The organism is Maribacter sp. 2-571, assembly GCF_050589625.1.
In the GTDB taxonomy this organism is placed as follows: domain Bacteria; phylum Bacteroidota; class Bacteroidia; order Flavobacteriales; family Flavobacteriaceae; genus Pelagihabitans.
Map to the genome: position 1 here is coordinate 119,445 of NZ_JBNGOP010000009.1, position 15,938 is coordinate 135,382.

General features: G+C 40.9%; 14 protein-coding genes. 13 read left to right on the forward strand and 1 reads right to left on the reverse strand.

The genetic code is table 11. The features are described from left to right. Positions 1 to 318 precede the first annotated feature (318 nt). The gene (tatA, locus tag ACRD7P_RS08625) at positions 319 to 501 is read right to left on the reverse strand and encodes a twin-arginine translocase TatA/TatE family subunit (RefSeq protein ID WP_430907144.1); all 183 of its coding nucleotides are present in this window, start codon (positions 499 to 501) and stop codon (positions 319 to 321) included. A gap of 197 nt (positions 502 to 698) precedes the next feature. Here tatA and ACRD7P_RS08630 point away from each other — a divergent pair, with 197 nt between their 5' ends. The 13 genes from ACRD7P_RS08630 to ACRD7P_RS08690 all read left to right on the forward strand — a co-directional run bounded on the left by ACRD7P_RS08630 (position 699) and on the right by ACRD7P_RS08690 (position 15,896). Beyond that, positions 699 to 1,568: a M23 family metallopeptidase gene (locus ACRD7P_RS08630; protein WP_430907145.1), complete on the forward strand. Its 870-nt coding sequence runs from the start codon at positions 699 to 701 to the stop codon at positions 1,566 to 1,568. A 5-nt stretch (positions 1,569 to 1,573) separates the two neighbouring features. Further along, positions 1,574 to 3,070, forward strand: a complete 1,497-nt coding sequence (locus tag ACRD7P_RS08635; RefSeq protein WP_430907146.1) for a GH3 family domain-containing protein — start codon at positions 1,574 to 1,576, stop codon at positions 3,068 to 3,070. Between the two features lie 161 nt (positions 3,071 to 3,231). Continuing rightward, positions 3,232 to 4,917: a DUF6909 family protein gene (locus tag ACRD7P_RS08640; protein ID WP_430907147.1), complete on the forward strand. Its 1,686-nt coding sequence runs from the start codon at positions 3,232 to 3,234 to the stop codon at positions 4,915 to 4,917. 3 nt (positions 4,918 to 4,920) lie between these two features. Continuing rightward, positions 4,921 to 5,931, forward strand: a complete 1,011-nt coding sequence (locus ACRD7P_RS08645; protein ID WP_430907148.1) for a hypothetical protein — start codon at positions 4,921 to 4,923, stop codon at positions 5,929 to 5,931. Next, positions 5,932 to 6,966 (forward strand): dTDP-glucose 4,6-dehydratase, encoded by a 1,035-nt coding sequence (gene rfbB / locus ACRD7P_RS08650; RefSeq protein ID WP_430907149.1) that lies wholly within the window; start codon positions 5,932 to 5,934, stop codon positions 6,964 to 6,966. A 2-nt stretch (positions 6,967 to 6,968) separates the two neighbouring features. Further along, positions 6,969 to 7,832: a glucose-1-phosphate thymidylyltransferase RfbA gene (gene rfbA, locus ACRD7P_RS08655; protein ID WP_430907150.1), complete on the forward strand. Its 864-nt coding sequence runs from the start codon at positions 6,969 to 6,971 to the stop codon at positions 7,830 to 7,832. A gap of 2 nt (positions 7,833 to 7,834) precedes the next feature. Beyond that, on the forward strand, positions 7,835 to 8,380 hold the full coding sequence (gene rfbC, locus ACRD7P_RS08660) for a dTDP-4-dehydrorhamnose 3,5-epimerase (protein ID WP_430907151.1): 546 nt from the start codon (positions 7,835 to 7,837) through the stop codon (positions 8,378 to 8,380). After that, positions 8,377 to 9,231: a dTDP-4-dehydrorhamnose reductase gene (gene rfbD, locus ACRD7P_RS08665; protein WP_430907152.1), complete on the forward strand. Its 855-nt coding sequence runs from the start codon at positions 8,377 to 8,379 to the stop codon at positions 9,229 to 9,231. Before rfbC ends, rfbD begins: the two co-directional genes overlap by 4 nt. 934 nt (positions 9,232 to 10,165) lie before the next feature. Then, a complete protein-coding gene (locus ACRD7P_RS08670) occupies positions 10,166 to 11,032 on the forward strand; it encodes an O-antigen ligase family protein (protein ID WP_430907153.1) in 867 nt (288 codons plus the stop codon). Continuing rightward, the gene (locus ACRD7P_RS08675) at positions 11,013 to 12,413 is read left to right on the forward strand and encodes a lipopolysaccharide biosynthesis protein (protein WP_430907154.1); all 1,401 of its coding nucleotides are present in this window, start codon (positions 11,013 to 11,015) and stop codon (positions 12,411 to 12,413) included. Before ACRD7P_RS08670 ends, ACRD7P_RS08675 begins: the two co-directional genes overlap by 20 nt. A 19-nt stretch (positions 12,414 to 12,432) precedes the next feature. After that, positions 12,433 to 13,854: an O-antigen polysaccharide polymerase Wzy gene (wzy, locus tag ACRD7P_RS08680; protein ID WP_430907155.1), complete on the forward strand. Its 1,422-nt coding sequence runs from the start codon at positions 12,433 to 12,435 to the stop codon at positions 13,852 to 13,854. Continuing rightward, positions 13,841 to 14,947, forward strand: coding sequence for a glycosyltransferase family 4 protein (locus ACRD7P_RS08685; protein WP_430907156.1), 1,107 nt, complete (start codon positions 13,841 to 13,843; stop codon positions 14,945 to 14,947). The genes wzy and ACRD7P_RS08685 overlap by 14 nt, the downstream gene beginning before the upstream one ends. Next, positions 14,928 to 15,896: a glycosyltransferase gene (locus tag ACRD7P_RS08690; RefSeq protein ID WP_430907157.1), complete on the forward strand. Its 969-nt coding sequence runs from the start codon at positions 14,928 to 14,930 to the stop codon at positions 15,894 to 15,896. Before ACRD7P_RS08685 ends, ACRD7P_RS08690 begins: the two co-directional genes overlap by 20 nt. Positions 15,897 to 15,938: the final 42 nt, after the last annotated feature.

Genomic DNA, 15,938 nt, shown 5'->3' on the forward strand with positions numbered 1-15,938 from the left:
GGGAGAACCTATTCAGGCTAAAGCTTTAACGCAGGTTTTACCCTGGCAATGCCTTATATCGATGTTTTGTTGTAAAAAGCGGGTAAGTTGTAGTGAACGGGTAGATTTTTGAGGTATCCTACAAATAAACCTGGGTTTATCGAAAAATGTAGGCGCCTGTAAGAGCGGTATAATAGGGGTTTAAGTGGATTCTTACGAAGACTTCTACTTAAACGATTAAAATGAACTTTTTAGTAAATATACCTTTTGGTATGAGTTGTGCCAATAAAAAAGCCCCTGAAAATTTCAAGGGCTTTTTTATTGGAGAAATGGAGTCGACTACTCCTTTTTTTCTTCCAATTTATCGTCTTCTTTAGAAGCGTCTTTAAATTCTTTGATGCCACTACCTAGACCTCGCATTAGTTCCGGGATTTTCTTTCCTCCGAACAAAAGCAGTACTACGACCACTACTAAAATAATTTGCGGGGCTCCGATGGCCAAAAAAATATATGAAGCTGTCATTAGATTTTCTATTTAAATGGTAAAGATACTAAAAAGTTTATTGCCTATACGTACCCCTAACGGAGCTTTTGCGTTTTAATTGCCCGGTTCCAAGGCTATCTGCCCTGGTATAACACCCATCTAACCAATTGTTAATAGGTATTAAAAACTTTAAGGGGACCTTAAAAATTGAATGTGAAGCTTATATTTGTGCTACCATGGCAAGAAAAAGAAAAAAAAGAGGGGAGATCAAAAGGAAACTCTTGCACAAATACCGTTTGGTTATCCTGAACGAAAGTACCTTTGAAGAGAAAATCTCCTTTAAACTTAGTCGGCTAAACGTTTTTGTCACCGGCTCGCTTTTTATTATCGGACTTATCGGTCTTACGACCTTGTTGATCGCCTTTACGCCGCTCAGGGAATACATACCCGGCTATTCTTCCACCAAGTTGAAAAAACAGGCCACCGAACTCACCTATAAAACGGATTCACTGGTACGCACCCTTTATTATACCAATCGGTATTTAGACAATGTTCGAATGGTGCTCCGCGGGGATATCGAAAATAGCGAGGTCAATCGAGACTCCCTGTTCGAACGTTTCAAATTAGATCCCGCGTCCGTAAATTTGACCCCTATCAAGGAAGATTCCCTTTTGCGTGCCGAAGTTGCCCTTGAGGACAAGTACAATTTGTTCGAGCGAAATGTACGCAATACCAACGTGGTTTTTTTCCCTCCATTGAGCGGCACCATATCCCAATCGTACGATACGCAGAAAAAACACTATGCCGTTGATGTTGTAGCGCCTTTGGAAAGTCCCATAAAATCGGTTGCCGATGGTACGGTTATTTTTGCGGAGTGGACGGCCGATACAGGGCACGTTATTATTATCGAGCATCGCGACGGACTTTTGAGCGTTTACAAGCATAACGCTTCGTTGACCAAGGGGCAGGGCGATATCGTAAGTTCCGGGGAAGTCATTGCATCGGTAGGAAATACCGGTGAGTATACTACCGGTCCGCACCTGCACTTTGAATTATGGAACAATGGCGTTCCCCTGAACCCCACCGATTATATCGATTTTAAATAGCGCCTATGTCCCTCAAATCGATTGCAGCAAAATTGTTTGCCAAGCACATTGCCAAAAAGACCTTGAAATGGACGAATAATCCCGTTGCCACCCAGGAAAAGGTTTTTCAAGATTTGATTGCAACGGCACGGCACACGGTATTCGGTAAGGACCATGGTTTTGATACCATAACGAACCATGCCGACTTTGTGCAAAAAGTACCGATCCGGGATTATGAACAGTTGAAACCTTATGTAGAACAGGTATTGGAGGGTCGACCGGATGTTTTATGGCCCGGACTGCCCGTTTATTTTGCGAAGACATCCGGAACTACTTCGGGCGCCAAATACATTCCCATTACCAAAACGTCCATTAAGCAACAAGTAAACGCCTCCCGAAATGCCATTCTCAGTTATATTCACGAAACCGGGAATACCGACTTTGTTAACGGTAAAATGATTTTTTTACAGGGAAGTCCGGAGTTGACCGAAAAAAATGGCATCAAATTGGGAAGGTTATCGGGAATATCGGCCCATTATGTGCCCAAATATTTGCAGACCAACCGACTTCCCAGCTGGGAAACCAATTGTATCGAAGATTGGGAAACCAAAGTGGATGCCATTGTATCGGAAACCGAAAATGAAAACATGACCGTTATTGCGGGTATTCCTTCATGGGTACAGATGTACTTTGAGCGGCTACGGGCGAAAACGGGAAAACCGGTAGGGGAACTTTTTAAGGGGTTCGAACTCTTTATTTATGGAGGGGTTAATTACGAACCCTATCGCGCGACTTTTGAAAAGCTGATCGGCCGAAGGGTGCCCAGTATCGAACTGTTTCCCGCCAGTGAAGGCTTTTTTGCGTATCAAGATTCCCAAACGGAAAAAGGCATGTTGCTTTTACTTGACGCCGGTATTTTTTATGAATTTGTGGCAGCGGATACCTTTTTTGATGAATCGCCCGTGCGGCTGGGAATTAAGGACGTGCAGCTGCACGTTAATTACGTAATGATCATTAGTACCGATGCCGGTCTTTGGGGCTATAATCTAGGGGATACCATTCAGTTTGTTTCCTTAAACCCCTATAGAATAGTCGTTTCCGGAAGAATCAAGCATTTTATTTCGGCCTTTGGAGAACATGTTATCGCTAAAGAGGTGGAGGAAGCAATGCAGCTGGCAATAGCGCAGACCGATGCCGAGGTAAACGAATTTACCGTAGCGCCACAAATTACCCCACAAGGCGATGAACTTCCCTACCACGAGTGGCTCGTAGAGTTCCAAAAAGTGCCGTCGGATCCCGATACGTTCGTTTCAATATTGGATAATGCCCTGCAAAAACAGAACAGTTATTATTACGATTTGATAACGGGCGGTATTTTACAGACCTTGAAGATAAGCGCGATTCGTCCGGGGGGCTTTTTGGAGTATATGAAATCCATTGGGAAGCTTGGTGGCCAGAACAAGGTACAACGGCTATCCAACGACCGCAAATTGGCCGATGGACTACGCTCATTTAAGCGGTAAGGGCAAACAACGTGAAAGCTGTCCAAGGAACAACTTCGCTTTTGTGCCTTTAAACGGTATGCTATATGGTGCCGGTTTTTGAAGCCCTTCGGGAGATAGCGGCACTAAAAATGGGTGTTTGCGTTTTAATTATTAGTTGTAATTTCGTTGTAAATTCAACTATGGCCAACACGATTAAAACGACACGCGCACAGGAATCCACCAATGCCATTGAGCGCTTGTACATTACCATGCGCCACCTGTTCAATAGGGGTTTTTACAAACCGAACGGGGTTTCGGGGGAATCCTTAAAAAATGCGCTTTTGCAATTGCGCCCCGAAATATACGGTAGCGTGGCCGAGGAAAAATCGGAATTGAACGGGCTTATCTATGTTCTGGAACGTTTACCGGAGGGGATAGAGGAATGCAGGTTCATTAACCTTACTTCCGATGAAGGCTATGGAAAATCACATTTCACCCCCATCATACCACCAAAACGGCGTCGGAACTGCTATCGGATCGATGCCGAACAAATGAATATTGAAATTACACGGGGCAGGTCCGATATTTATGATATTCTTACCCACTTGACCTTTCTTTTCATTGAATCGGAGAAAATTTGCAATCGGGTATTGATCGAAGATTCCGATAAGACCATTAGAGACTGGAAAAAATTGGAATCGGCGGTGAAAAAAAATAAGCTTACCCAAGCCGAAAAGGAAGTGGCAATAATTCATACCGCCACCATACTGGGGCGCTCTTTTGAAGATACCATGGACATTTACACCCGTTTTGCGACTAAAAAACGTCCGGAACGGTTTCTACATATCATTTACTGGTTGGGAAAGCTGGCCATCGAGGAGGAGCTTACAGGCGAAAAACGAGCCATAACCTTCACTTCATTGTTACGAGAGCGGCTCGGCCATCATATTCATGGAGAGCGATGGGCGAAAACCATTAAACAAGTACTTGCAAAAAACGGATTGTTACGGCGCCCTATTCATATTATCAGCGCCAACATGCATAGCGTTATGAACTCCCTTTTTGCCCGAAATGCGCTGCAAAAAGAATTTCCGAATACGGAATCTTTGGAGATATATGAGGCATTAAGCTCATCTGCGAACACCGATTTCCGAAACAAGGTTATTAAGGAAGCGAGTAAAAACGGAATGCTTTCGGTGGATGATACTTCCGGAACCAATATCGACGTACAAATTTTTGATTTGGCAAAATTGGGTCCGGCAGGCTGTTGTTATGAATTGGACCCGAATATTCCCGATGATGAAAAACCTGTTATCTTTGTTATGGACTATGCCTTTGGGGAGCAGGCCTATGAGACCATCGACGAGCTGTTAAGGCCTTACGGGAAGAACAAGAACGATATGACGTTTTTAAATATCAAGTCGATTTCGATAATGGGTAAGGCAGGCATCCTCGAGGGCGGAAAAGGAGATTTGATGATTCCTTCCGCGCATATTTTTGAGGGGACCGCCGATAACTATCCGTTTCAAAATCAGCTAAGTGCCGAGGATTTTAAAGGGCATGGACTTGAAGTATGTGAGGGAACTATGGTTACCGTTTTGGGAACCTCACTCCAAAACAAGGATATTTTAAAGTTCTTCCATAGGAGTACTTGGAACGTAATAGGTTTGGAAATGGAAGGGGTACACTACCAAAAAGCCATACAATCGGCCTCTAAGATAAGAAAGAGTATTGCGGAAGACGTTCAGGTGCGGTACGCGTATTATGCCTCTGACAACCCTTTGGAAACCGGAAGTACCTTGGCCTCGGGCGGTTTGGGCACTACCGGGGTAAAACCGACCTATTTGATTACCGATAAAATTTTAAAGCAAATTTTCAATACATAGTTTATGGGAAACCAGACACCCCCTACTCCTAATACTACTTCCGATGAGATTGATTTGGGGCAATTAGTTAAATTGGCAAAAAAAGTAATCAATAAGGTTGGAAACTTTTTCTTAAGGGTTTTCATTTATTTGAAGAAAAATGGGATAAAGTTGGGAGGCTTGATCATCATAGGTCTTGCAATCAGTTTTGGACTCAATCAAATTATTTCCAAGAAACTTAAAACCGATGTAATTGTTCGACCCAACTTTGAGAGCAAGAATTACTTATATGAGGTAGTAGCTGAGTTAGAGGCAAATATCAAATCAAAAAATGAAGTCTTTTTCAAGGGGCTAGAAATCGCGATATCCGATTTGGAAGGGTTTAAAATTGAGGTTAATGCCATTGAGGATGAGAAAGCTAAGACCGACGAAGCCATTATTAACGAAATGAAGTATTTAGAAGTACTTGAAAATTTCAAGGATGAAAGCTTCGTTATCGACATTCTACGTTCAGAACTTTCTGAACAAAGCGTAATCAATCACAAAATTACGTTTACGTATAAAAATTCAACTAAAGGCCCGGCCATTGTCAAAAAGTTGATGGCATATATCAACACTAATACTTATTTTGATGGCCTAAGGGAGGTTCATATTGCCAATGCCCATTCCAGAATCGAGAAGAATACAAACCTGATAAAACAAATCGATGTTTTGGTGGACAATTATGCTAAGGCACTGTTATCCGAAAAACAAAAATCGGGTACCGGAGTAGTCTACATGGAAAAGGAAAACACCTTGAATGTACCTTCTCTTTTGTCACAGAAGGACGTGCTACTCAAAGAAATAGAGGACAAAAGAGTGGAATTAACCCAGCAAACAGGGATACTTAGTATTTTGAATTTTGGCAAGACCCAAGAGGTAAGTAAGTCTTTTTTTAATCGAACCTACTTCTTGATACCGGCTATTTTAGTCGTCGGTTTTCTGCTGTTATCCTTCTTCAAGTACCTTGAGCTTAAGGTAAAGGAAATCGAATAGATGGAAACCGGACCCGATACGAGAACACTGTTGGTGACTGGGGGCGCGGGCTTTATAGGCAGTAATTTTATTCCTTTTTATTTAGACAAAAACCCTTCACATCAAATTGTCAATTTAGACAAGTTGACATATGCCGGTAATCTGCTAAATTTAATAGATGTTGTCGATGACAATCACTATCATTTTTTTGAGGGCGATATTTGTGATAAACATACGGTAGATAGCCTTTTCGATAAGTTTGAAATTGATGGCGTTATCCATTTTGCGGCGGAATCGCATGTAGATAACTCCATTGCAGATGCAAGTAATTTTGTAAAAACCAATATAGAGGGAACGCATGTATTGTTGGAAGCCGCTAAACGGTATTGGATGACCGAAGCAAACGAACTCAAACCTGGTTTTGAACAAGCGCGTTTTCACCATATTTCTACGGATGAAGTATACGGTAGTTTGGGTGCCGAAGGTTTTTTTACCGAGGAAACGCCTTATGCACCTAATAGCCCGTACAGTGCCTCAAAGGCCGCTTCCGATTTTCTGGTAAGGAGTTATGGACATACCTATGGGCTTCCCGTGGTTACGACCAACTGTTCCAATAACTATGGACCGAAGCAGCATGATGAGAAACTGATACCGACCATAATTCGACATGCCTTATCGGGCAAACCGATACCCATCTACGGGAATGGAAAAAATATAAGGGATTGGTTGTATGTGGAGGACCATTGTATTGGTATAAATATGGTTTTTGAAAGCGGTGTTTTAGGAGAAACATATATTATCGGTGGCGATACGGAGCATACGAACATTGCAGTCGCAGAGCGAATATGTGCTATTTTGGATGAAGTATTCCCAAAGGAGAAAGGATCATATAACGATCAAATCACTTTTGTAAAGGACCGTTTGGGACATGATTGGCGTTACGCCATCGATGCCGGTAAAATGAAAAGTCAAATGGGTTGGAAACCCCGAGAGAACTTTGATTCCGGCTTGCGTAAAACCGTTGCTTGGTGCTTAGAAAAATACCAAAAAGTATAAAAATGAAGGGAATTATCTTGGCCGGTGGTACCGGTACACGTCTGCACCCCATTACCTTAGCGGTAAGTAAGCAATTGATGCCTATTTACGACAAGCCAATGATCTACTATCCGCTAAGCACATTGCTGTACGCCGGCATACAGGAGATTTTGATCATTACCACTCCCAAAGATCTTGAATTGTTTCGATCGCTCCTTGGCGACGGCACTCGCTATGGATGTTCTTTTTCTTATGCGGTCCAGGCCGAACCAAAGGGTTTGGCGGAAGCATTTATCATTGGAGCCGATTTTATCGGAGGGGACAAAGTTGCACTCATTCTGGGCGACAATATATTTTATGGGTCAGGACTTGCCAAACAGATGCAGGACCATAACGACCCTGATGGGGGTGTTATTTACGCCTATCATGTTCACGACCCCGAGCGTTATGGTGTAGTGGCCTTCGATGCCTTGGGAAAGGCCATCAGCATAGAGGAGAAGCCGGAACGCCCAAAATCAAGTTATGCCGTTCCGGGCATTTATTTTTATGACAACCAAGTGGTCGATATTGCGAGGGGGATTGCGCCAAGTTCACGTGGTGAGCTCGAAATCACCGATGTTAATCGGGCTTATCTTGAAATGGGCAAACTACAGGTGAGTATATTAGATCGTGGCACGGCATGGCTCGATACGGGCACTTTTCAGTCCTTGATGCAGGCTTCCCAGTTTGTGGAAGTATTGGAAGAACGACAGGGCCTCAAAATCGGCGCTATCGAGGCAGCAGCCTTTGAAATGGGATATATCGATGAAAAGGAATTCGCGGCTTTAACCGAACCTTTAATGAAAAGTGGTTACGGAGAAAAGCTATTGGGTATTCTTAAGCAGTAGAAATGACAGGAACGAAAACCGCATTAAAAGGTTGCGTAATACTTGACGCACCGCTTTTTAAAGACGAAAGGGGGTATCTGACCGTTGTTTATACCGATGAGCGATTTAAGGAGGCGACCGGTTCAGCGGTAAACTTTGTACAGGACAACCAATCGTTTTCTCAGTATGGGGTATTGCGTGGGCTGCATTATCAAAAAGGCAAACACGCTCAGGGAAAATTGATACGTGTGCTACAAGGTTCGATATTGGATGTGGCAGTGGACCTTCGAACAAACTCGCCCACATTCAAACAGCATATCAGTGTCGAGCTAAGCTATGAGAATAAAAGACAACTTTTTATACCAAAAGGTTTTGCGCACGGTTTTGTGGTTTTAAGCAATACAGCTGAGGTACTTTACAAATGCGATAATTATTATAACAAAGAAGCAGAGTGTGGGATTGCCTACAACGATCCCGACCTTGCTATTGACTGGAAAATACCGTCCCATTCCCAGATTTTGTCCGAAAAAGACAGGGCGCTACCAAATTTTGATATGGCCAGCTTATGAGCAAGATTATCGTTACTGGTGGAAGTGGACAATTGGCAACGTGTATCAAAACCGTAAGCAAGCCTTCTGAAAATTCTTTTGTCTTCCTCGATAAGAACAGTTTGGACATCACCGATTACAATGCCGTCAACGCTTTTTTTGAAAAGGAAATGCCAGGCTTTTGTGTGAATTGTGCGGCGTATACCGCTGTAGATAAGGCCGAGGCGGAACCACAAAAGGCTGCGCTCGTAAATGTTGATGGTGCTAGAAACTTGGCCTTGGCTTGTGCGAAATATAGTGTGAAGCTCATTCATATTTCTACCGATTTCGTCTTCGACGGTCGTAAAAAAACACCGTACAATGAGAAAGACGACACCAATCCGCTTGGGGTCTACGGACAAACCAAATTGGCAGGGGAAAAGGCCATTATGGAGAATTTAAAAACCTATTTCATACTGAGAACGTCATGGCTATACTCTGAATACGGGCAAAATTTTTTGAAAACGATGTTACGCATGAGCAACGATAGTAAAGAACTTCGAGTAGTCAATGATCAAAAGGGCACTCCAACCTATTCCCTGGATTTAGCACATTTCATTGTTGGGCTCATCGATAAAAATGAGGATAGGTACGGGCTCTATCACTATAGTAATAAAGGGATGGCCACTTGGTTTGATTTTGCGTTGACGATTTTCGAAAATTTGGGGATACGTTGCCATGTGGTCCCCATTGCTACCGGTGAGTTCGCCGCTACCGCAAAACGACCGAAATATAGTGTTTTAGAAACTACCGAGGTTGCGAGCGTATTTGATATTCAAATTCCCGATTGGAGGGAAAGTCTTAAAAAATGTCTGGTTGGGATGCGATTATAAGGAAGTGTTTTAGGAATAGTTTATTGTTGAGAGATTAAGGAAACTACTTTGTTAGGCAAACAAAGAGACCCACTGGATATGGACTTTAATCTTTAAAAAAGAACGTTACTCCACTTGCATCTAAAATATAGCATTTAGCGTTGTTCAAAAGGCAATTTATTTAAGATGACCTGGGAAAGATTTATTTGGCCAAACTTTGCTGGAACGTATAAAGGTATTGCGCTTGGATAACGCTCAAAAATTTACTTTTGGAATGGAACCCGACCCACTATGCGCCGCTTTTAGCGCTTTACCCATAAAGACCTTAGTGCCAAATGCCTGACAGAAAAGGCGCATAGCCTTTGTTATTCCGTAGCTCCCATCCGCGCTATACCTGTAGCGTAACGGAACAATCGTTTGGAATATCGTATTTTTACGTTTATCATAGTTTTCTTAATCGGAACTAGCCATTTTCATATGATTATTAATTTCGGGGGGCCGTATGTTGAGTAAGCGAATTCTGAAAAAATTACCGTTTTTTTTTCTCTTTTTATTGTCGTTTTATCCGTTGATGAAATCGGGTATCGCCTCCACAACCGCTATTCTTTTTTTGTCCTCTACCTTGCTCGTTTACCGTAAAAATTTTGCTTTAAGATATCAGGATTATGGCTTAAAACCTTTGATTGTAAATTGTGGTTTCTATGTTTTATTACTTCTTTCTATAGGATATTCGGATAACATTGCGGACGGCTTCAAAAAGGTACAAGCCAGCTTGCTACTGTTGTTCTTTCCTAGTGTTGTCATATACTTCTTACCAAGAATAAAAGAAGAAACTTTTAAGTATCTATCGTACGGTTTTATTGTTTCGAACCTGATTTTGCTAATTTACTTTTTCCATGTTCTTATCGATGGCCTTGAAATAGACAGGTTCCCGAAACTATCCGAAAGTAGTTTTTTGGCACAAATCAAAGCGTTGAACACATATCCTTACGAATTTGCCCTATCTAAGGCCCAAAAGCATTTAAACGTAATTTATGAATCTCACAAAGTGTACGTATCCTTGCACTTTCTTACGGCCATGTTGCTTTCATTTCGCTTGCTTATGAAGGCAAAGGTATGGATCGTAAATAAGGTGCTTTTGGGTGTCTTCACCATTATGTTCACTCTTGCTATCGTATATAGCCAAGCAATAACAACGGTGTTAGCACTTATTGTGATTATCGGTTTATTTCCGTTTTTCTATTTCAGAGGACGGCTAAGTAAAATGATGTTTATCAGTGGTATTATCATACTTATAACAATAGGTAGTTTCATAGGGGTTTTTGATACCTACGCGAACAAGAATACCACATCTGTTTTCAAATTGTTTTCATCGGTCTTTAAATCAGATACTGTTGAAAGGGGTGTAGACAAGCGCATCTACATCTACGACTGTAGTGTGGATTTGATAAAAAAACAACCTTTTTTCGGCTATGGAGTTGGTGATGTCCAAAAGAAACTAAATGAATGTTACAGCGAAAAAAATTATAAAATTGCCGAGTACCAATCTACAGGAACGGATATCAACTCGCATAATTATTATCTGAATATGTGGTTGTCTGCAGGTTTTCTGGGATTGGGATCCCTTATTTTTTTGTTTATATATAACTTGATTCTTGCATTTCGGGTAAATGAATACATATATGTTTTTTTCTTATTGGCTTTCGCTCTAAGTTTATTGACCGAAAATATTTTGGTGCGCATGGCAGGGGTATTCCTATTTGCGGTTTTTAACGCTTTGTTTTATTCCATAAGTACTATCGATGTCCAAAGAAAACGATAAGCCAAGAAGTTTAGCCAAGGGTTCCTTTATATACGGTATTGGCAACATAGGTACGTTGGTAATTAACTTCTTTTTAGTGCCGCTGTACACATTTTATCTTTCGAACGAGGAGCTGGGCTATTTTGATTTGGTCGCCTCGGGGCTAATTTTGATGGCACCTGTTTTTTTCGGGCATATAGAACTCGCGGTCGTTCGTTGGGTCTTGGCCAACAAAAATACCAAGAATGTTACCGATGTGGTGTCAAATGCCCTTGTGGTGTTTTTGGCGGGCCTTTGTCTTTTTACACTTGTATTTGGGCTGGTAAATGCGTTCTCCAATGTGACGCTGGCGAAATACGTTTTTGTTTATCTGATTTCCAATTTTTTCTACATTATCGTAAAACAGGTAATCCGCAGCGTCTTTTCGTCCACACATTATGTACTAACGGAACTTTCCTATGTTCTTATGGTGCTATTGTGCAGTATCTTTTTTGTGGGCAACTATGGCCTGAAAGCTATTTTTCTTTCCTACGGGTCGGCGTCGATTGTACTTTTAGTTTATGTTCTTGCCATGGGGATAACGAAGTACATAAGTTTCAACACTATGAAAATGACCATTACAAAGGAATTACTGGGTTATTCCTTTCCTTTGGTGTTGAACGCCATAAGCCTTTGGATGAACAACCAATCCAGTAAGTACATAATTGCCTCTTTCCTTACTTTGAGCGCCAACGGTATCTATGCCATAGCATTTAAGATTGCTTACGTAATACAAATCTTAAATCGTATTTTCTATTTTTCTTTACAGGACAAAATGTTTGCAGTTTACGGTAAAGCGGAGTTTAAAGACTTTTTTTCAAAAACGTTCAATACGTATTCGGGATTGTTATTTTCGTTGCTTTACCTGCTTATAGCTGTCCAGAAGGTGTTACTGCCTTTGATTATAGATACGTCTTTCTTGGAGGCGACACGATACATCCCTATCTTGGCCCTAGGGGTAGTATTTATGTCGTTATCCTCCGTTTTAGGCATTATATATCAATGTGAAAAGAAAAATATGCACGCATTCAAAACCTCTCTGGTATCAGGTATCTTAATTGTGTTTATGGGGTTTGTATTAATTCCCGATTATGGACTTTACGGTGCTGCGCTGGTTTTTATGATAGGTAATTTTATCTGGTTGCTCTATCGCTATATTGATATTCAGAGGTATACCGTTGTAAAGGTCAAGATGTTATTTTTTTTGATGTACATCGCTACCGCTTTTGTATTGTTTCTGATTACCAACAACGAGGGTATTTGGTATATCGTTTTGGGTATTGTTGTCGCCGTTTCTGCTTCCGTACTGTTCAATCGAGAATTGTTACGAACCAAGTTATCGGCCATGAGGAAATTTTTTTAATCATATTTTTAATTAACACGTGCGAATTTTACTTTCCATAGCGTTCTGTCTGCTGAGTATAATAATCTTGGCCACACAATGGTATGGGTTTGGATTATTTTTTTCATTAGTATCTTATGGCCTTGTTTTGTATCAGACCTTTAGGACGGTAGGTGTTAATTCCGTACTATTTCTTTTTATGGTCTTGTTCGGTATGTACGGGTATAGTGTTCCTATTTCCGTTTTTTTTGATGCGGACATTGGTTGGCATCGGGTGGCAAAGCTAAGGTCATGGCAAAAAGTGGACGACTCATTGTTTTCTTTCTTGATCAGCAATCAACTTGCATTATTGGCAACGGCCATACTTTTTCTGTTTTTCGTTAAAAAGCGGGTCATGAAGATACCTGTCAATGCTACGAGCAAAGTAAACGCTAATTATTATCGGTTCGCTTTGGTTGCGGGAATTCTATCCAGTTTAAGCGAAGGCCTTAATTTTTTGCGTGCCGGTGGTTTTGGTGCTATTTCCCATGGCAAGGCCTTTTATCAAGGCGCTGTGAATGATTTGGCAATGAACATTCCCTATGAAGGCTTTTTTTACATTTCAATAGCCTTGTTTGCGCAGTTTTTCGCAACGGTTCAAAGTAAAACTGATAAGTACCTTACTTATCTCCCGCCTTTTTTAGTATCGATTGTATTTATACTCTTTATCAATCTTGCTATCGGGGAAAGGGGAACCCTATTGGTAGCTATGGTGGTCTTTGTTCTGGCTTACACCATCAAAAGAAGGATTACCAAAGTCGGTTTTTCCTATATTTTGCTTTTATCGTTTGTTTACGTTGCGTTCAATGTTCTGACCTTGTTAAGGGAGAAGAATATCGAATACAAGGGTTTTTCAAAATTTTTCGCAAGCTATGACCAAAAGCTGTATAAGTTAATGAATCCGGCGAATTCAGAATTTGGTTCACCAGCTTTGAACTATCGAATCTTTATCACGAAAAAGGAAGAAGACTACCGGTACAAAATTGGCAAAACCTATACTGAAATTACTACGGCCTTCATTCCCAGGTATGTTTATCCAACCAAACCGATAGGTATCGTTTTTGAATTTAGGGATAAATATTTTGCCGAACGCAAAGAAATGGGATCTACTGCGGGAACCGGCTTTTCCTCATTGATGGAGGCCTATATGAATTTTTGGTACTTTGGACCCTTTGTGGTATATCTTGTCTTTATGTTTTTTCTGATTTATATGGAAAGCAAACGCGGGAGACAAAAAATCTTCACGGATTTATTATATCTTCTTTTGTTCAATGTGTTTCTTATTTTCTCAAGGTCGGCATCGCAATATATCCTCTACACTCTTTTCATGTACATTGGGCAAATACTTGTTGTTACTTTTGTTTATAAAGCATTGCCCAAAAAGGTATTTAACGTTTTAGAAATTAACGATGCAAAGAGGTAAAATCTGTTTTTTTGTTCCCTTCTATCCCCTTATAACGGGAGGGGCCGAATATCAAGCTAAATTGATAGCTTTAGCCCTTCAAAAGGAAGGGTTCACGATTGTATATGTCTCCTCCGGCCATGAGCATGAAAAATGTGAGACTATAGATGGTTTTAAAGTATATCAATTAAAAGTGTCGGCAAGTTTGAGCGATAAAATGTCACTTTACAGCACCTTTATAAAAAAGGTCGGCAAAATTATCCGCGACGAAGCGCCCAATATGCTCTATCAACGCATGTTGAATACCTTTACCTATCGCTTTTCCAATCTTGCAAAAAATCTTAAAATCCCTTTTGTGCTTCATATTGCGGACAATTATTCCATCGAATTCGGTACGGGCACCAAGGATTTACTTAAAAGAAAACTCTTCAAGCGTATTTTAAAAAAGAATCCAATAATTATTTGCCAGACGGAATACCAACGAAGCAAAATACGGGATTTTAAATATGAGCCCACAGCGGTAATTCCCAATATGCACCCTTCGATATGCAGCAGTGTACCTACAAAGGATAAGAAACGAATTGTTTGGATCGGTAATGCCAGACCGGTAAAACAGTTAGAAGTATATTTGGAACTAGCGGAGTGCTTATCCGATTCCGATTACGAATTTCATGTTATTGGAAAGCTTCCGGATAATAACTACGGAAAATGGTTGCAAGAAAAGGTGGTTGCCAACAGGAATATCGAGTATCATGGGATTCAAAACAATGATTTTGTGAATTCGTTTTTAAGCCGTTCGGCCTTGTTGATCAACACTTCCGTTTCAGAAGGATTTTCAAATACTTTTATACAAGCCTGGATGTGCGGCACCCCTGTTCTTGCATTAAATTCAGATCCAGGGGGTATTATAAAAACCAATAAAATTGGATTAAACTGTAATGGCGACAAATCAATGCTTGCCAATAGTATTGAAGAAATTTTAGAATCCCCGACCTATGGCACACTGTGCGAAAGATCGCTGGAAACTGCAAATAGTTTTTTCGCTATAGAAAAGAACATTCCTAAATTCATTACTATTTTAGAAGAAGCAAAGCATGACCGAAAAAAACCCTAACGATGACCGACGGATATTATGGACTCATAATTTCCCTAAAATACCAGGAGGAGGCGGGGTCTGGATGTACAATCAATACGAATTTGTCAAGGATAAGGTCGATCTGTACTATATGAATGATCTTCGGAATCCGATTTGGTTTATACTACATTTGTTCCGTCTTCGACGAATATCGAAAAAATATGATATCGTTCATGCCCAGTATGGTTCTGCTGTAGGTTTTCTGACCAGTTTTGCAAAAGCTATTCGTATCGTTTCACTGAAAGGCTCCGATTGGTACAAAGCGCCTGGCCGTTCCATATTTGACAGATTAAGAATATTTTTGGGATCGACCTTAACGAAATTTGCACTCCTGAGAAGCAATCATGTGATAGTAATGTCGGATGCCATGCGGTCGATGGTCGTAAAAAAGTTCCCTGAAACCAGGATTACTACAATAGTAGACCCGATCGACATAAAAAATTTTGTTGCGACACCTGAAAACCGACAAAGACCCGTAAAGAGGGTATTGTTCGCGTCATCTACCTTGCACAATCCAATAAAACGGTTTTCGCTCGCGAAAAAGGCGGTTTCGCATCTTCAAAAGAGAATGGAAAATGTAGAGCTGGTGGTAATGACAAAAGTCCCATACGATAAAGTGAGCGAGTTTATGAACGCTACAGATGTGTTGTTACTGACCTCGACCCATGAAGGTTGGCCGAATGTCGTAAAAGAAATGTTGGCCTTGGACAAACCTTTTGTAAGCACTGATGTAAGTGATTTGGCCGCAGTTGCCTCAAAAACCAATTCTTGTTATGTATGTACCGATGATTTTAAAGAACTCGGCGATGCACTGTTTAAATCACTTAACGCCCCTAAAGAGGATTTGAGATATTTGGTAGAAGCCTATAGTATGGAAAGTGCTTTGAGCACGCTGTATAAGGTTTACGACCAATATTCAAGGCCATAGAACATTTCATTTAAGCTTGAAAATTAAAAAATAGCCGTAATC